At 62.4% G+C, this 16,508-nt stretch carries 15 protein-coding genes and 2 pseudogenes; 11 read left to right on the top strand and 6 right to left on the bottom strand.

Features of this window, described 5'->3' with window-relative positions:
- The 7 genes and pseudogenes from tdh to AC0L3D_RS07705 all read left to right on the top strand — a co-directional run.
- Positions 1 to 222, top strand: a pseudogene (gene tdh / locus AC0L3D_RS07735) (L-threonine 3-dehydrogenase); the annotation flags it as partial.
- A 210-nt stretch (positions 223 to 432) separates the two neighbouring features.
- Positions 433 to 1,740, top strand: coding sequence for an NAD(P)/FAD-dependent oxidoreductase (locus AC0L3D_RS07730; protein WP_473643740.1), 1,308 nt, complete (start codon positions 433 to 435; stop codon positions 1,738 to 1,740).
- A gap of 322 nt (positions 1,741 to 2,062) precedes the next feature.
- Positions 2,063 to 2,860, top strand: coding sequence for a GNAT family N-acetyltransferase (locus AC0L3D_RS07725; protein WP_473643738.1), 798 nt, complete (start codon positions 2,063 to 2,065; stop codon positions 2,858 to 2,860).
- Positions 2,861 to 2,879: 19 nt separating this feature from the next.
- A complete protein-coding gene (locus AC0L3D_RS07720; RefSeq protein ID WP_473643736.1) occupies positions 2,880 to 4,049 on the top strand; it encodes an alanine racemase in 1,170 nt (389 codons plus the stop codon).
- A 61-nt stretch (positions 4,050 to 4,110) separates the two neighbouring features.
- On the top strand, positions 4,111 to 5,385 hold the full coding sequence (locus tag AC0L3D_RS07715; protein ID WP_473643734.1) for an NAD(P)/FAD-dependent oxidoreductase: 1,275 nt from the start codon (positions 4,111 to 4,113) through the stop codon (positions 5,383 to 5,385).
- Positions 5,382 to 6,836 (top strand): aldehyde dehydrogenase family protein, encoded by a 1,455-nt coding sequence (locus AC0L3D_RS07710; RefSeq protein ID WP_473643732.1) that lies wholly within the window; start codon positions 5,382 to 5,384, stop codon positions 6,834 to 6,836. The genes AC0L3D_RS07715 and AC0L3D_RS07710 overlap by 4 nt, the downstream gene beginning before the upstream one ends.
- Before the next feature lie 177 nt (positions 6,837 to 7,013).
- Positions 7,014 to 7,227 (top strand): annotated as a pseudogene (locus AC0L3D_RS07705) (ISAzo13 family transposase); the annotation flags it as partial.
- Between the two features lie 108 nt (positions 7,228 to 7,335).
- Here the strand turns inward: AC0L3D_RS07705 and AC0L3D_RS07700 are convergent.
- The 3 genes from AC0L3D_RS07700 to AC0L3D_RS07690 are packed head-to-tail and all read right to left on the bottom strand — an operon-like array spanning position 7,336 to position 10,200.
- Positions 7,336 to 8,034 carry a 4-hydroxythreonine-4-phosphate dehydrogenase gene (locus AC0L3D_RS07700; protein WP_473643730.1) on the bottom strand — a complete coding sequence of 233 codons (699 nt, stop codon included), beginning with the start codon at positions 8,032 to 8,034 and terminating at the stop codon, positions 7,336 to 7,338.
- Positions 8,035 to 8,052: 18 nt separating this feature from the next.
- Complete coding sequence (pdxA, locus tag AC0L3D_RS07695; RefSeq protein WP_473643728.1) at positions 8,053 to 9,045, bottom strand: 4-hydroxythreonine-4-phosphate dehydrogenase PdxA; 993 nt, start codon at positions 9,043 to 9,045, stop codon at positions 8,053 to 8,055.
- A 3-nt stretch (positions 9,046 to 9,048) separates the two neighbouring features.
- Positions 9,049 to 10,200 (bottom strand): four-carbon acid sugar kinase family protein, encoded by a 1,152-nt coding sequence (locus AC0L3D_RS07690; protein WP_473643726.1) that lies wholly within the window; start codon positions 10,198 to 10,200, stop codon positions 9,049 to 9,051.
- 63 nt (positions 10,201 to 10,263) lie between these two features.
- On the opposite strand from AC0L3D_RS07690, the gene AC0L3D_RS07685 reads away from it, so the two are divergent.
- From AC0L3D_RS07685 to AC0L3D_RS07670, 4 genes are all read left to right on the top strand, one after another.
- On the top strand, positions 10,264 to 11,172 hold the full coding sequence (locus tag AC0L3D_RS07685; protein ID WP_353827912.1) for a LysR substrate-binding domain-containing protein: 909 nt from the start codon (positions 10,264 to 10,266) through the stop codon (positions 11,170 to 11,172).
- 193 nt (positions 11,173 to 11,365) lie between these two features.
- Positions 11,366 to 12,034 (top strand): haloacid dehalogenase type II, encoded by a 669-nt coding sequence (locus AC0L3D_RS07680; protein ID WP_077378182.1) that lies wholly within the window; start codon positions 11,366 to 11,368, stop codon positions 12,032 to 12,034.
- A gap of 170 nt (positions 12,035 to 12,204) precedes the next feature.
- Complete coding sequence (locus tag AC0L3D_RS07675; RefSeq protein ID WP_473643724.1) at positions 12,205 to 13,353, top strand: phosphotransferase enzyme family protein; 1,149 nt, start codon at positions 12,205 to 12,207, stop codon at positions 13,351 to 13,353.
- A gap of 85 nt (positions 13,354 to 13,438) precedes the next feature.
- Entirely contained in the window at positions 13,439 to 14,767 is a 1,329-nt protein-coding gene (locus tag AC0L3D_RS07670) for an aspartate aminotransferase family protein (protein ID WP_473643722.1), read from the top strand.
- Here AC0L3D_RS07670 and AC0L3D_RS07665 read toward each other — a convergent pair.
- The 3 genes from AC0L3D_RS07665 to AC0L3D_RS07655 form a co-directional block, all read right to left on the bottom strand.
- Complete coding sequence (locus AC0L3D_RS07665; protein ID WP_473643721.1) at positions 14,751 to 14,951, bottom strand: hypothetical protein; 201 nt, start codon at positions 14,949 to 14,951, stop codon at positions 14,751 to 14,753. The genes AC0L3D_RS07670 and AC0L3D_RS07665 overlap by 17 nt on opposite strands.
- A gap of 19 nt (positions 14,952 to 14,970) precedes the next feature.
- Entirely contained in the window at positions 14,971 to 16,014 is a 1,044-nt protein-coding gene (locus AC0L3D_RS07660) for an alpha/beta fold hydrolase (protein ID WP_287260415.1), read from the bottom strand.
- A gap of 74 nt (positions 16,015 to 16,088) precedes the next feature.
- Positions 16,089 to 16,505, bottom strand: coding sequence for an organic hydroperoxide resistance protein (locus tag AC0L3D_RS07655; protein WP_473643747.1), 417 nt, complete (start codon positions 16,503 to 16,505; stop codon positions 16,089 to 16,091).
- Positions 16,506 to 16,508: the final 3 nt, after the last annotated feature.

Raw genomic sequence — 16,508 nt, 5'->3', positions numbered from 1 at the left:
GGCTTCGAGATCGACTGGAACAAGGTCATCTTCAAGATGCTGCATCTCAAGGGCATCTATGGCCGCGAGATGTTCGAGACCTGGTACAAGATGATCGCCCTGGTGCAGGGTCCGCTCGATGTCAGTGGTTTGATCACCCACCGCATCGGCGTTGACGACTATATTTCCGGCTTCGAGGCGATGAAGAGCGGCAATTCCGGCAAGGTTGTCATGGATTGGTGAGGGCGGCCTTGGGGCTGGACTACAGGGCTCGCCATTCGCGGCGTGAACGCCCGGGAATAGCGCGATTTTTGAGTTCGTGAAGGCGATGATGACGCTTCTTTATCATTCAGGGCTATCGAATCCAGGACTTGATTGCCATCCGGCGCACCAGCCGCTGACAGGCGGTTGGTCATGTCGAGAAGCATTCCGCTACGGACCGGGCAAGCACGAATGAAGACCCAAATTGTCGTCGTTGGCGGTGGGGCTGGAGGACTTGAGCTCGTGCGGCGGCTCGGAGCACGGCTCGGCCGTAAGGATTTCGATATCATTCTTGTGGAGCGGAACCACACCCATATCTGGAAGCCGCTCCTCCATGAGGTTGCTGCCGGATCACTCGACGCAAATCTTGACGAAGTGGGCTACCGTGGCCACGGGCACCGTTGGGGCTACCGCTTCTTCTACGGGTCGCTTGAGGCCATCGATCGCACCGCGCGGCAGGTCACAGTGGCGCCGATATTCGATGATGACGGGTCGGAACTGGTTGGTCGACATCGACTCCGATACGATTACCTGGTTATCGCAATCGGGTCGGTTTCAAACGACTTCGGCACTCCCGGAGTCAAGGATCATTGCCTTTTCCTCGAAGACCGTCACCAAGCGGATCGCTTTCGATTGAAGTTGTTGAATCATTGTCTTCGAGTTTCCAGGACAATGTCAGCTGATTCAACCGACGACGCCTTTGTTGATATAGCTATCGTAGGTGGCGGCGCGACAGGCGTCGAACTCGCTGCTGAACTCTACAATGCTGCATCATCTCTCAGACATTATGGCCTGGAAGTCTTCGACGAGACCCGGCTGAGGGTCACTTTGATAGAGGCCGGGCCGCGGATTCTTCCGGCTCTCCCAGAAGCTTTAGCAAAGGCCGCGCATCAGGAACTTGAGGCCCTCGGCGTCCGGGTGCTCGCAAACACGGCTGTATCCGAAGCAACGGAACAGGGACTGAGGTGTGCTACCGGGGAGCAGATACACGCCAATATTTGCGTCTGGGCTGCAGGAGTGCAGGGGGCAAATCTTCTGGGAGAGCTCGACGGACTTGAGGTGGCGCGCAGCAGGCAACTTGTCGTCCTTCCCACCCTCCAAACGAGCCGGGATGAGCGCATCTTCGCTATCGGCGATTGCTGCTTTTTCAAGCCGGAAGGGGCGGGCGGCCCGGTGCCGCCACGCGCTCAGGCCGCCCACCAGATGGCATCGACCGCTTATCGCAACATTCTTCACTTGATTGCCGGGGAAACGCCGGAAGCATTTGTCTATCGGGACAAGGGCTCGCTCGTGTCGTTGAGCCGGTTTTCCACCGTCGGCAGCTTGATGGGAAATCTCGTCGGAGGGCGGATGGCGATCGAAGGGCGACTCGCCAGGATGATCTACGTGTCTTTGTACCGCATGCACCTGGTGGCCATACATGGCTGGATCAAGGGCCTGGCTCTTATCCTGGTCGGCCATGTCAACCGGGTTGTCCGTCCGCGTCTCAAATTGCATTGACGTTGGTCAGGCGCGTGGCAGGCTGCGACCGAAGGATGCCGCTGAGGTCTCTGCATTGCACCTCGCCTGAGCGACGCCCGAGTGGTCTTGCCGCATTCCTCGCCCGATTTGCGCCATATGGCATGCCGACGGACGGCTCAAAACGAATGATCCCGCTGAATTGAAGGGGCATAACAGCAGCGAAATCTGCCCGCCGGACGCCATAAGGTCCGACTACAAATGTGACTTTGGATCAAGCGACAGCGTTGCACCTATGGCCGTTGATCATGACAGGGATAGCGTCAGCGCCCCGACCGAGCTGATGAAATTCGAGACCCGCCATGTGCCGGGCGCGCTGAAGCTGTCGCAGGAAATGGGCTGGCCTTATCGCCAGGAGGACTGGGAATTTGCCGTGAAGGTCGGCAATGGCCTGGTCCTCGAGCGGGCAGGACAGGTGATCGGCACTGCCATGTCCTGGAATTACGGACAGGCCTATGCCACTGCCGGGATGATCATAGTCACTGGCTCGGCGCAAGGCGGCGGCAACGGCTCCCGGCTTTTTGACGGGTTGCTTCAGGCCACGGACGGGCGCAGCGTGCTGCTCAATTCGACGGAAGAGGGGCTCGCACTCTACAAGCGACGCGGGTTCACTGCCTGGGGTACGGTGGTTCAGCACCAGGGCCTGCTGACCGTTGCCGTGACGCAGAGTGCGCGCGACGACATCCGTCAGGCGACGGTCTCCGACCTCGCGGCAATCCAGGCCTTCGACGAACGGGCCACAGGCATGCCCCGGCCGTCGATGGTGGCTGGCCTCGCTGATGCGGGCAATGTTTCGGTCATCGAACGCGCGGGGCGGATTGCAGGCTACGCCATCGCCAGGCGGTTCGGCCGCGGCTATGTCGTCGGCCCTGTTGCAGCAGAAAGCGCCCAGGACGCGCGACTCCTGATCCTGGCCCAGCTTGCGACGCTTCACGGCCAATTCGTGCGCATCGACGTCTATGCCGAACACGGATTGGGCGACTGGCTGGATAGCCTGGGCCTCGCGCGTGTCGGTGCTGTGATCGCGATGGTCAAGGGGCGACGGCCCGTCTGCGACGGGACGGCCCGCATGTATGCCTTGGCAAATCAGTCGTTCGGTTGAGGAATGAGGTAGGGTAGCGATGGATACGAATGTAAATATCAGTGAGGCGGCACAAACGATCGATGCCCTCATCACCCCGTCGCTGCTTCTGGACGGGGGGCGGATCGAGCGCAACATCCAGCGTCTGGCCGAGCATGCCAGAGGGCTTGGCGTAGTGCTGCGCCCGCATATGAAGACGGCCAAAAGCATCGACGTCGCCCGACATGTGTTCCCCGGCGAACCCGGCCCGATCACGGTCTCGACCATCGCCGAGGCGGACTATTTCGCCGGCCACGGCTTTCGCGACATCACCTATGCAGTCGGCATGTCGCCGGCGTCGGCCGTCCGCGCCATGGAGCTTTGTCGCCGCACCGGCGCAGATGTGAAGCTGCTGCTCGATTCCGTGGAGCAGGCCGACGCCCTGGCCGGTGTACGCGAAGCCACCGGTGTGACGCCGTCCGTCTTCATCGAACTGGACTGCGACGACCATCGCGGCGGATTGAAGCCGGACGATCCCAAGCTGCTCGATGTGGCCGACAGGATCGTCGCAGCTGGCGCCAACCTGGTCGGCGTCCTCGCCCATGCCGGCGAGTCCTATGGCTTGAACACGCCCGATGCGCTGGTCAAGGCAGCCGAGGACGAGCGTTCGGCCACAGTGCGCGCCGCCGAAACCTTGCGCGCCCACGGCCATGCCTGCCCGATCGTCAGCCTCGGCTCAACGCCGACGGCGCACTTCGCCGAGAACCTCGAAGGCGTCACGGAGCTGCGCGCCGGGGTCTACATGTTCTTTGACCTCGTCCAGCACGGGGTAGGGGTCTGCGATCTCGACGATATCGCAATTTCCGTGTTGGCCACGGTGATCGGGTCCAAGCCGGAAAAAGGATGGGTGCTGGTCGACGCGGGCTGGATGGCGCTTTCGCGCGACCGCGGAACCGCAAACCAGCAGGTCGACCAGGGTTACGGCGTGGTCTGCGATGAAAAGGGGCGGGTGCTTGAAGATGTGATCGTGGCGCAGGCCAGCCAGGAACACGGTATCCTCGCCATTCGTGCCGGTTCTGGAAAGTCCATGCCCGATTTGCCGCTCGGGGCTCGGGTCCGGATTCTGCCCAACCATGCCTGCGCGATGGCCGCCCAGCACCACTTCTACAGCGTCGTCAACGGGGACAGTCCCCGGATCGAAGCCCGTTGGGAGCGGATCCGCGGATGGTAGGCGCTGCAATCGCAACGCTTTGCATGGCGCCCGTGCAAACTGACGCACTGGTGGTGCAATCATGAAGTTTACATCTTATTGGCTGGATACCTCTCAGCCGTTCAATGAGGGCGCGTCCAAACCGCTCGAAGGCCACTACGATGTGGCGGTTGTGGGCGGCGGCCTGACCGGATCCTCCGCGGCGCTTGCCCTCGCCAAAAAGGGCGCCCGGGTTGGACTGTTGGAGGCCGAAACGATCGGCAACGCCGCTTCCGGCCGCAATGGCGGGATGTGCAACAACGGTTTTGCCCAGAACTATGCAATCATGGCCGGCAAGCACGGCAAGCCGGCCGCAAACGCCCTCTACAAGGCTTTCGACGCCGGCGTCGATATGGTCGAGCGGTTGGTGCAGGAAGAAAAGATCGACTGCAGCTTCTCCCGGGTCGGCAAGCTCAAGCTTGCCGCCAAGCCTGAGCACTACGACGTGCTGGCGCGCAGCCAGGAACTCTTGGCGGCAAATGTCGATCCCGGGACGAGGATGATCGCGCGCGCCGACCTGCGAACTGAAGTCGGCACCAGCCGCTACCATGGCGGGCTGCTGCTTCCCAAGAGCGCCAGCATGCATGTCGGCCGTTTCGTCCGGGGCCTGGCGACCGCCGCCGCACGGCGGGGCGCAGAGGTCTATGAAAACGCCCCCGTCATGGCTCTGCGCAAGGTCGCCGACGGGCATGAGGTCGAGACCCCGCGAGGCAAGATCGTCGCGCGTCAGGTCCTGCTGGCGAGCGGCATTTCCCAGGTCGGTCCGCTCGGATGGATCCGCCGCCGCATCGTGCCGGTCGGCGCCTTCCTGGTCGTGACGGAACCGCTGTCGTCTTCGCAACTCGAGCGCCTGATGCCGACCCGACGCAATGTCGTCGACACGCGCAATCTCGTTGTCTATTGGCGGCTGACGCCGGACAATCGCATGCTGTTCGGCGGGCGGGCCCGGTTTGCAGTATCCAACCCGCAGTCCGACGAGAAGAGCGGCCGGATCCTGAAAGCGGCGATGGTCGAGGTCTATCCGGAACTGGCCGACATCCGCATCGACTACTGCTGGGGCGGCATGGTCGACATGACCCGCGACCGCCTGCCGCGTGCCGGAGAGCGCAACGGAATTTACTACTCGATGGGCTATAGCGGGCACGGCACCCATATGTCGACGCTGATGGGCAGCATCATGGCCGATGTCATGGATGGGCGTCCCGACCTGAACCCCTGGAAGGATTTCGACTGGCCGGCGATCCCTGGATACTTTGGGCGTCCCTGGTTCCTGCCGATCCTCGGCGCCTATTACCGCATGAAGGACCTTGTCACATGATTTCGCCCCTCGAACACCTGTCCCGCAACGGCCGCCTCGACAAGTTCTTCATCGACGGTCAATGGGTCGAGCCGAGAGGCACCGCCCAGAGCGTCGTGGTGAATCCCGCCACCGAAGAGATCGTGGCCCGGTTTCCGCTCGGAAACAGCTGGGATGTGGACGCGGCCGTTGCAGCGGCCCGCCGGGCGTTCGCCACCTGGAGCCGTACCAGGCCGGAATACCGCGCGGGTCTGCTTTATCGCCTGCAGGCGCTGCTCGAAGCGCGCAATGAACTGCTTGCGCAATGCTTGAGCCTCGAAATGGGCGCGGCGATCGGATATGCGCGCACCGCGCAGGTGCCGCTCGCGATCGCCCATGTGCAAGTCGCTCACGATGTCCTGAAAACCTTCCCCTTCGTCGAGCAGCGCGGCCACACCGCCGTCACCCACGAACCGATCGGTGTCTGCGCCCTGATCACGCCCTGGAACTGGCCACTCTACCAGATCACCGCCAAGGTTGCGCCGGCGCTCGCCGCAGGCTGCACGGTCGTGCTGAAGCCAAGCGAGCTCTCTCCTTTGGACGCGCTGCTGTTTGCCGAGGCGATTGAGGAAGCCGGCTTCCCTGCCGGTGTCTTCAACCTCGTCAATGGTGACGGCCCAGGCGTGGGTATGGGTCTCGCCTCCCACACGGATGTCGACATGATCTCCATCACCGGCTCCACCCGTGCCGGCATCGCGGTGGCCCAGGCCGCCGCGCCGACGGTCAAGCGCGTCGGACAGGAGCTCGGCGGCAAGTCGCCGAACGTGATTTTGCCCGACGCCGATCTCGATCGTGCCGTTTCGCTGGGCGTAGCCGCCGCCTTCCGCAATCTCGGCCAGTCATGCAGCGCGCCGACGCGCATGATCGTGCCGCGCGAGCGGCTGTCCGAGATCGAGGCAATCGCCAGGAGGGCCGCAGCCCAGATCATCGTCGGCGATCCGCTTTCAGAAGCCACCACTCATGGTGCAATCGCCAACCGTTCCCAGTTCGACCGCATCCAAACCATGATCGGCATCGGCATTTCGGAGGGCGCCAGGCTCCTCACCGGCGGGTCGGGTCGCGCGAACGATCTGAGCGTCGGGTTCTATGTCAAGCCGACCATCTTTTCCGACGTGCGCACAGGCATGCGCATTGCCCAGGAAGAGGTTTTTGGGCCAGTTCTGTGCATCATCCCCTACGACACGGTCGAGGAGGCCGTCACTATCGCCAACGATACGGTCTACGGCCTGGGCGCCCATGTGCAGGGCGCGGATATGGGCGCCGTCAGGGACGTCGCCTCGCGGATCCGCGCCGGTCAGGTTCATCTCAACTACCCGGCCTGGGATCCGCACGCCCCGTTTGGCGGTTTCAAGCAGTCCGGAAACGGACGCGAATATGGCATCGAAGGCATGTTGGAGTATCTCGAGGTCAAATCCATCCTCGGCTATTTCTAGGCGACATTTTTGCAGGGCGCAGAGGGCGCAGCTGCCGTCTACGCCTGTAGGCTGAGCGGATCGCTAATCAGTTAGAACATGTCGATTGATGACTGAATCGGATTTGGTGACGTCTGCGTCGGTTTGACTCATCAGGTTGCGATTCTATTCGGTCGCTTTGTGGGTTACCGATCGGGCATGATCGACCGACGCGGAATCGAGCAGCGGTGGAGGCGGACCGCTCGAAGCGGACGAGCGTGGCCGCCGGGTATTCGCTGCGAGTGAGGCTCGTGCTGCGGGTTGTGGGCTTGCGGTGGTGTCTGAGATCACCGGTCTGGCCCGTTCGACGATCGGGCGTGGCATCAAAGACCTCGATGTTGCGACGGCGCGCGGGCAGGTACGTCGACAGGGCGTTTGTCTATGCGATCGAATGGAGTGGTAGAGAACTCTGGTCTGGAGCTTCCTCGATTGTTCGAAGCTCCGCCGTGCTGGGTTCAATTTGTGACTATTTTGACCAGGACTAACCTCCCACGCTCTCTTGATGTCCTTCGAGGCAAGCCGAAATCGCCCGCAGCTGGAATTCCAGTGCGGGACCCTCCGCCGGGAACCGGCCGTCCAGCGCGGAGGTGCCGACGGTAAATCCTGCTGCGCCACTGTTGCGAATGGTGTTGATCTGATCCGGCCGGTCCACCGATCCCGCGACGATAACGGGCTTGGGCACAGCCCGGCACACAGCGTCGATCAGAGACGGCACATTGCCTGCCGAACGGTAGGCGAGAAGGTCGAGACCGGCGACACCGGGATGGCTGGCGAGCGCGACGGCGCTTTTGACGATCTCGGCATGCGATCCTTCGAGAATGCTCGGGTGCCCGACGATGCGACCCGGAAACGGATAGTAGCGGATGGGCGTCCCTTCCAGCAGCGGCAGCACGTCTTCGGCATGGGTGCCACCGAGAAGAAAGTCGACGCCGAGGTCGATCGCCGCCTTGACCGAGCGGATCTCGCTGTCGCGGTCGAGCGATACAACTTCGAGATAAGTGTTGGCTCCGCCCTCGCGGATCTGGCGGGCGAGGGCGGCAAGCGCGTCGAGCGGCAGGCCGATGTCCTTGAAGCCGATGTGGCGGATTCCGGCTCCGAGCGCCGTTTCGGCGTGGACGGCGGCGTCGGTCACCGTGCGGTCGTTGCGTGTCAGCATGAAGATGAAGTCGAATTGGGTCATGGGGTGACGGCTTTCTGGTTAGGAGGGGGAGGCCTTCAGCCTAAGGGCGTAGTCGAAGGCGGTCTCCAGGCTGTAGGGGTCGGCAACGCCGGACCCCGCGATGTCGAAGGCGGTGCCGTGATCGGGGCTGGTGCGCACGAATGGCAGGCCCAGCGTGACGTTCACGCCATGGTCGAGGCCCATATATTTGACCGGGATGAGACCTTGGTCGTGATACTGGGCGACCACGATGTCGAACCGGCCCTTGCGGGCCTGCATGAACACGGTGTCGCCTGGCCATGGGCCGGAGGCGTCGATACCTTCGGCACGGGCCGCCTCGATCGCCGGCCGGATGATGCGGATTTCCTCGTCTCCGAAGAGACCGCCTTCGCCGGCATGCGGATTGAGGCCGGCGACGGCGACGCGCGGATGGGAGATGCCGAGCGCCTTCGCACCGGCATCGGCCAACCGGATGGCATCCATCTGCGCCGCGAAATCGCCTTTGCGGATCGCCTCGGACAGCGAACAATGGATGGTGACGAGGACCGTGCGAATGTCCTCGTTCGCCAGCATCATGGCGACCTTGGGAGCCCCGCCATGATCGGCCAGGATTTCGGTGTGGCCGGGATAGTGCAAACCGGCTGCTGCGAGGGCCTCCTTGTGAATCGGCGCCGTTACGATGCCGCCCACCCAACCGTCCCGCGCCAGTCCGATCGCGACAACGATGGCGTCGAACGCCGCGCGGCCACTGACGGCCGAAACCTGCCTGACCGGTGGCAGGGCGGAAAGCTGCGAGGAGCAAAGCACGTTGAGGGTTCCGTCATCGAGCACGGTCTCATCGACGGAGGCGATCGGCCGGATCCGCACATCAGAATTGAGTGCGCAAAGGGCGTGGGTCATCACCAGCGGATCACCGACGACGATCCAGTGTCGCTTGTCCGGTCGACGGAGATACATTTTTGCGATGATCTCGGGGCCGATGCCGGAGGGATCACCCATGGTCACGGCGAGAGGAGCGTCATGGGCGGTCATCGATCAGAGCCTTTCGTGAAAGCGGTTTGCCAGCAGGTCGCGGGCTGCATCAAGGAGTGCAGAGGGTGAGCCGAAGCCTCCCGCCTTCATGGCGATGGTGAGCGGCTCTCCATCCGCCCGTTCGGCGCGGCCAACCGGAAAGCCGGGCTCCAACTCGCGGGTGAGAAGGAACCCGTTGATGCCGAGGCGGTCGAGGATCGCGGCCATCGTCTCGCCGCCGGTGGCGATCACCGCGTCATAGTCGCGCCGGGCGACCGCTGCGGCTGCTTGTCCGGCGAGGTTCGTCATCACCGCGCTGGCATTCTCGTGCCGTTGCAGCGGTGCCCGAAGACAAATCACACGGGCGTCGCCGGGAGCGTCGGCCAGGTCGCTGACGACGGGAACGCCTCGTACACGCAAGGTCTCGCATTGGACGCGCGTCACCGGATTGGTGCTTCCTGCGACGATCACCACCTGCCCGGCGGCTTTGCCCGTTACCGGGCGTTCGTCCGGCACTGCAGGGACCAGCGATGCCAGCGCGATGGCGAGACCAGGGGAGCCCACCCAAAGGACAGTCTCGGGATCGGGAATGTCGGCGACCTGCCGGTTCAGTATGTTCTGGCTGTCGGCGTCGAGGATCAGAATGGACCCTTTCGTCGCCGCATCGCCGGAACTGTTTGCTGCGAGAATGATCGGTATCCCCAGGGACGGGTCGACCAGATCGGCAATGTGCGATGTGCCTGCGGGATGGACTGGGTCACGGCCGTAGACGCTCTGACTCACGGGAATGCCGTTCACCGTCTGGATCCCGCCGACGGTGAGCCGCCCCGCTTCGGGAAAGGCTGGAGCGATGACAAGCCTGCTCCGGCCGCTGGCGCGAAAGGCGGCGGCGACTTCCACGCGGATATGGCCGCGCAGGGTCGAATCGATCGTTTTGAACAGAAGGCGGGCATGCGAGAGGGCCGACACGGCGTCGGCGATAGCCCTTGTCGCCTGCCAGATGTCGGAGGCGCGGCTGTTGGTATCGATAGAAGTGATAGCTCCATTCTCCGCGCCGTCGACCTGTCGCTTGATCACAGGTGCATAGCCTCTCGCGAGAAAGGCCGCCGCGCCGTCGGTAGCACTGGTCAGATCGTCGGCGACTATCCCGACGAGGAGAGATGTGGTCTGCTTCATGTTGGTGAGAATAGCAGAACGGTGAGAACCGAATATCGATATGATCTGACGATTTATGGTGATATGAAATCACCAATGAAACGATCTGACCTACCTTCACTCGACGATCTGCGTGCCTTCCAAACAGTGGCGCGTCTGGGGTCTGTGCGTGCTGCGGCGGCCGAACTCGCTCTGACGCATGGTGCAGTCAGCCGTCGCGTCTCCAAACTCTCCGCCGATCTTGGCTTGCGCTTGCTCGAAGCGGACGGGCGCGGGGTGCGTCTGACCTCCGATGGTGCGAAGCTGGCGGAGGCGACCGGCAAGGCGTTCCATTTAATCACTGATGCCTTGGCAGAGATCAGATCCAGCTCGACGCCCATTCCGATCATCTTGTCCTGCGAGCGCTCGCTGGCGATGCGCTGGCTGATCCCGCGCCTGTCTGGGTTTCAGGATCGATACCCGGATGTCGAGGTGCATCTGTCGACCGGCGGCGGAGGGCTCGACTTCGCGCGTGACCGGGTGACGCTTGCGATCCGCCGTCTCGATTTTCCGGTGGACCCGGAATGGACCATCATCAGGCTGATGCCCGAGCGCGTCGGTCCGGTCATGCTGCCATCCCTGCGCAAGCGGTTCGAGAGTGGCGACTATGTGGCGCTCGGATCACGGACGCGACCGGATGCCTGGGAAGCGTGGCTCGACGTGCACATGGATGCGCCGCGTCCTCGAACGACCCGATTGCTGGATCATCATTTCCTGATGACAGAAGCGGCCCTGGGTGGTCTTGGCGTTGCTCTTGCCCCCCAGGCGATTGCAACGGATGACGTCGCGAATGGACGATTGGAAGCACCACTCGGCTTTGATCGCGACGGGACGGACTACGGCCTGATCCATCCGAAGTCGATCATTGTTTCAACCGGCCTCTCCGCATTGCGCGATTGGCTGACCGCAGAGTCCGAGACATCGTTCAAGCGGCAGGTGCTTGAGAACAGCTAAACTAAGAAAATAAGGTCGCCTTTGCGCCCCGTATCGGCTCAGGCGGGGCGAAAGAGACAGCGCTGCGAAAGGGCGTGCTGGTTTGGCTGTCGACCGGAGGGCCTTGTGCTGAATGACCATGCATTGCCGCACATTCTGCCGGACGCCTGCGATTATGCTCGGCTGATAGGGCAGATTGACAGGAACCAAGGACATGGATCGCTTCCGGCCGAAATACGTGACGTTTGATTGCCACGGCACGCTCATCAATTTCCAAATGGCGGAAGCCGCCAGGGACCTGTTCGGTCATCTTCTGGATGGGCCGCGCATGGACGAATTCATCAGAAACTTCCAGGGCTACCGCCTCGACGAGGTGCTGCAGGACTGGAAGCCTTATGCAGATGTCGTTCACAACGCACTGGAACGCACCTGCCGCCGCAACAGCGTCGCATTCCGTGCCGAAGACGCCGAAACGATCTACAACCGCATCCCGACTTGGGGGCCGCATCCGGACGTTCCCGAGGGATTGGCCAAGCTGGCCAAGGAAATTCCGTTGGTCACCCTGACGAACTCCATGGTGGCCCAGATTCCGTCGAACGTGGCAAAGCTCGGTGCGCCCTTTCATGCCGTCTTGACCGCTGAAGAGGCGGGTGCCTACAAGCCGCACTTCAAGGCGTTCGAATACATGTTCGACATGCTGGGCTGCGGCCCGGAGGATATCACGCATGTGTCCTCGTCTTTCCGCCACGACCTGATGTCCGCCTATGATCTGGGGATCAAGAGCAAGGTCTGGGTCAATCGCGGCCACGAGCCGGCCAACCCCTTTTACGAATACACCGAAATCCGCGATGTGACGCAGCTACCAGGCGTTTTCGGACTCTGAGGGGTGAGGACAGGCCGGAGCCCCCGCAAAGTACTGCGTCCATTTCCAGGGCGGCCAGCGATGCAGTCTGACATACCGCGAGAAATGGAACTGCGGGGCGTCATCGCTGGAGCGCTCCATCTGTCGAAGCATGAAGAACAACCGTCCCCAACAGGCGAGGATCTTTCGAATTGGGCGCTTATGGTGATCTGGTCCCCGATGAGGAAGCTGGTCAGCTCGATGGCTCCATGACGGCAGGATGCGACCATCTGCCTTACGCGGCAGCTTCAACCGAAGCCTATTTTCGCGCTGCCGCCGCAAGCCTGGCGATGCGGCCGGGCGCTTCCGAACCGGACATGTCGGCGGCACTGCTGAAGCGCCATTACGGATTGACGGGATCGATCGCGACATTGTCCTCCGAGGTTGAGCGCACCATTGAGGTCAACCTGTCGGACGGCCGCCGGTTGATCCTGAAGACGTCGGCAACAGCGGAGGCGGTCGACAGCTTTCGTTTTCAAACCGCCGCCATGGCCGGATTGCAAGGGTTCACGGGCTTCGTTGCACCCGAAGTGCTCCGCACGACCAGCGGCGCGTTGATGTTTGAGCAAGAGGGGATGTTCGAGCAAGAGGGGACATGCGGGTACTTGCAGACCCGGATCGAGGGCATTCCGCTGCACCAGGCGACGCCAACTCCCGACCTGCTTTTTCGAACCGGCAGCGCTCTCGCCCGGCTGGACCTGGCTCTTGAGCTGGTCAGCGTGCCTGCGGCTCACCGTCCTGTTCTTTGGCATGTCGGTTGCTGGTCGAGGTTAATGGAACTGGAGCAATACCTGCCATCCGGGAGCGTTGCCGATAGCGTACGCGTCGCGATGGCGGAGTATGCGGAATTCGTTGAGCCACAAATCTCTGACGTGGCGTGGCAGGTGACTCATAATGATCCCAGCCCGTTCAACATGATGGTAACAGGCCAGGGGATGGGTTTCATCGATTTCGGCGATGGCTGCTGGAGCCCCAGGATCCAGGACCTGGCGATCGCAGCAAGTCACGTCGTAGGGGATTCGACACTTCCTTTGGGTGGAGCCGAGCATCTTATTGCCGGCTATGCCTCTGTCATTGCACTTTCGGCACTGGAAGCAAAATTGCTCGTCGGACTGATGCGGGCGCGACAAAGCGCGTTGATCCTGGTCAACTACTGGCGGTCCCACCTTTTTCCGGCCGATGCCCAATACATCAAAAAGAATGTCTCGCGTGCCGAGCACGGACTTTCCATCCTGGCGCCTCTTGGTGTCGCATCGGGCGAGGCAGCCGTCCTGGCGGCAATGTCGTCGTTTCAGCCGTAACGCATCTCGGTTCGCTCGACCGGCACGGTAGCCAAAAGACGAACCGCGAATTGATCAAGGTACTCTTTCAGATAGGCAGCAGCACATGTCCACAGATCTCATGCCTAATCGCTACAGGCCCGGCGAATCCGATCTTCCGAGGCGCGAGTCCGAGCTCATTGCTCGCCGTGACGAAGTACTTGGGGCCTCCTATCGGCTTCAGTACCGCCGGCCCGTGCACTTCGTTCGCGGCGAAGGCATGTGGCTCTACGACCCTGACGGGCGTGCCTATCTTGATTTCTACAACAACGTGCCGTCGCTCGGCCATTGCCACCCAGAAGTAAACGCCGCAATGGCTGAACAGGCGGGCCGGATAAGCGCCAACACGCGCTATCTCGAGCCAAAACTTATCGACTATGCCGAGCGACTGGTCGACACTTTCCCAAGCGAGCTCGACCGGGTGGTTTTTACCTGCACGGGGAGTGAATCCAACGATCTGGCCCTGCGTATCGCGCGATTTGCGAGCGGCAATGAAGGCGTGATCGTCTCGACCTACGCCTATCACGGCACCAGCGCGGCTGTCGCTGCGGTTTCCCCGAACCTGGGCGACGCAGTCAAGCTCAGCCCATTCGTGCGCATGGTCTCCCTGCCGGGGCCGGAGGGTGTGCCGGAAGCCCAGGCTGCGGACTTTTTCGAGGCGCAAGTACGCGCGGCCATCGTAGATCTGAACCGTCGTGGCATCGGCGTTGCGGCCCTGCTCATCGACAGTATTTTTTCCAGCGATGGCGTATGGGTCGATCCCCCCGGCTTCATCGCCGGTGGAGTTGCGGCGGTGCGGGAGGCAGGTGGTCTCGTCATCGCCGACGAAGTTCAGCCGGGTTTTGGGCGAACCGGCGCTCATATGTGGGGCTTTGAACGGCACGGGATCGTTCCCGATCTCGCTACCCTCGGCAAGCCGATGGGCAACGGATTTCCAATTGGCGCGGTCGTTGGTCGCAAAGCACCGATGGAGCAATTTGGCGCAACCGCTCGCTACTCCAACACGTTCGCCGGAAATACGGTTGGCATAGCGACCGCCGACGCCGTGCTGGCGATCCTGCAGCGCGACCAGATCCCCCAGAAAGCGCTTGCAATGAGCCAGCGCCTCCGAGCCGGGCTGGAGAAAATCGCACAGCAGCCATATGGAGTTCGCGCTATCCGAAACGCCGGTCTGTTCTTTGGCATCGACATCGGGCGTGAGGGTGCCCCGGCGGCAAGCCGGCGGGCAATGGCGCTGGATGTCGTGAACGCACTGCGCGACGACGGCGTCCTTGTCAGCACGACAGGGGCCAACGAGGATTCGCTCAAAGTGCGCCCGCCGCTCGTTTGCCAGGCCGAGCATGTCGACCTCTTCCTTGCAGCCATGGAGCGGGCGCTCATCAAGGTCGCAGGCTAGACCGCATGCCTGCGACCAGGTGGCCAGGTCCTGGTTCCCAGCTGCGGTAACCGACCGGGATCGTCACGCCATAGATCGGCGAGGCTTCCGCGTTCTTAACTCGAACGCTGTCGATCTCAACGCAGCCGATAGCGAGAGCGATCGACACGGCGATGACGGCTGCAATTGCAAGATTGCGTCTCATGCGCTCGCTCCGTCCGCGTTCAGAACTTGTCGACATCGATGATGGCCGTGGCGAAGGCATCAGGCGCCTCCTGCGGCAGGTCATGCCCGATGCCGCCGGTGATCAGCCGATGCTCGTACTTGCCGGAGAATTTCTTCGCATAGGCGTCGGGATCGGGATGTGGAGCACCATTCGCGTCGCCCTCCAGCGTGATCGTTGGCACGTCGATCTCCGGGCGCTTGGCAAGCTTTTCCTCCAGTTCGTCATAGCGGCGCTCGCCTTCAGCAAGGCCGAGCCGCCAACGGTAGTTGTGGACGACGATGTCGACGTGGTCGGGGTTTTTGAACGCAGCGGCGCTTCTGGCGAAGGTCGCGTCGTCGAAGTTCCAGCGCGGCGAGGCGAGCCGCCAGATCAGTTTGGCGAAGTCGTCCGTGTATTGCGCATAGCCGGCACGGCCACGATCGGTCGCGAAATAGAACTGATACCACCATTGCAGTTCGGCCTGTGGCGGTAGCGGCGCCTTGTTGGCCGCCTGGCTGCCGATTAGATAGCCGCTGACCGAAACCATGGCCTTGCAGCGCTCCGGCCAGAGCGCGGCAAGGATATTTGCCGTCCTCGCGCCCCAGTCGTAGCCGGCGACGATCGCTTTTTCGACGCCCAGGGCATCCATCAGGTCGATGATATCGACCGCCAGCGCAGCCTGCTGGCCGTTGCGAAGAGTGGCATCCGACAGGAACCGCGTCGTGCCGTAGCCGCGCAGATAGGGCATGATGACCCGATAGCCGGCTCCTGCAAGCAGCGGCGCGACATCGACATAGCTGTAGATGTCGTAGGGCCAGCCGTGCAGCAGTATGACGGGTGGCCCATCCGCCGGGCCGTCCTCGGCATACCCGACGGTGAGCAGACCAGCCTCGATCTGCTTCAGCGATGCGAATGAGTTTCGCGATCGTGTCCCGCCGGCTAATGTCGTCTGCGTCCCGCCCTGAGCAGTGGAGGTTCGGACCGCTCCTAACTGAGCCAACGCCACGGTCGCGGCCGCGATGCCGAACAGGCGTCGGCGATGATGGTCGACGACTTCCGGAATTTTGATTGCGTTCATGGGACTACTACCTTTGTTCATGTTTCCAGGGCAGTCGCGGCAGTGCCGAAACCGAGGGACTAGATCAGGTTAATTTCGACTTCGATGTTGCCGCGCGTGGCCTTCGAGTAGGGACAGGTCTGATGAGCAGCATCGACAACGGCCCGGGCGTCGTTGCGATCCATCCCTGGCAGGCTCACATTGAGCCGGGCGCTGAGAAAGAAGGCGCCGTCGCCGCTGTTGAGATCAACCTCCGCATCGATCGAAAGGTCTGCTGGCAGCACGACGTTCATTTTGCGCGCGGCGATCGCCATCGCGCCCTCGAAACATGCCGACCAACCGGCAGCAAAAAGCTGTTCGGGATTGGTGCCGGTGCCCGCGCCGCCGGGCGTCGAGAGCCTGATGTCCAGCCTGCCGTCGGAACTGCGTGAGCCGCCCTCCCGGCCGCCCGTTGTGTGCACCTTCGCTGTGTAGAGTCGTTTTGCTTGGGTAGTCATGGC

It is taken from the genome of Mesorhizobium sp. WSM4837 (genome assembly GCF_055811435.1).
This window is presented reverse-complemented; position numbering and strand designations above follow the sequence as displayed.

What these genes read in the sequence shown, in the direction of transcription:
- AC0L3D_RS07730 (WP_473643740.1), top strand. Translation starts at nt 433, where the DNA reads ATGAAGACCCAAATTGTCGTCGTTGGCGGTGGGGCTGGAGGACTTGAG.
- AC0L3D_RS07720 (WP_473643736.1), top strand. Translation starts at nt 2,880, where the DNA reads ATGGATACGAATGTAAATATCAGTGAGGCGGCACAAACGATCGATGCC.
- AC0L3D_RS07715 (WP_473643734.1), top strand. Translation starts at nt 4,111, where the DNA reads ATGAAGTTTACATCTTATTGGCTGGATACCTCTCAGCCGTTCAATGAG.
- AC0L3D_RS07710 (WP_473643732.1), top strand. Translation starts at nt 5,382, where the DNA reads ATGATTTCGCCCCTCGAACACCTGTCCCGCAACGGCCGCCTCGACAAG.
- AC0L3D_RS07700 (WP_473643730.1), bottom strand. Translation starts at nt 8,034, where the DNA reads ATGACCCAATTCGACTTCATCTTCATGCTGACACGCAACGACCGCACG.
- pdxA (WP_473643728.1), bottom strand. Translation starts at nt 9,045, where the DNA reads ATGACCGCCCATGACGCTCCTCTCGCCGTGACCATGGGTGATCCCTCC.
- AC0L3D_RS07690 (WP_473643726.1), bottom strand. Translation starts at nt 10,200, where the DNA reads ATGAAGCAGACCACATCTCTCCTCGTCGGGATAGTCGCCGACGATCTG.
- AC0L3D_RS07685 (WP_353827912.1), top strand. Translation starts at nt 10,264, where the DNA reads ATGAAATCACCAATGAAACGATCTGACCTACCTTCACTCGACGATCTG.
- AC0L3D_RS07680 (WP_077378182.1), top strand. Translation starts at nt 11,366, where the DNA reads ATGGATCGCTTCCGGCCGAAATACGTGACGTTTGATTGCCACGGCACG.
- AC0L3D_RS07670 (WP_473643722.1), top strand. Translation starts at nt 13,439, where the DNA reads ATGTCCACAGATCTCATGCCTAATCGCTACAGGCCCGGCGAATCCGAT.
- AC0L3D_RS07665 (WP_473643721.1), bottom strand. Translation starts at nt 14,951, where the DNA reads ATGAGACGCAATCTTGCAATTGCAGCCGTCATCGCCGTGTCGATCGCT.
- AC0L3D_RS07655 (WP_473643747.1), bottom strand. Translation starts at nt 16,505, where the DNA reads ATGACTACCCAAGCAAAACGACTCTACACAGCGAAGGTGCACACAACG.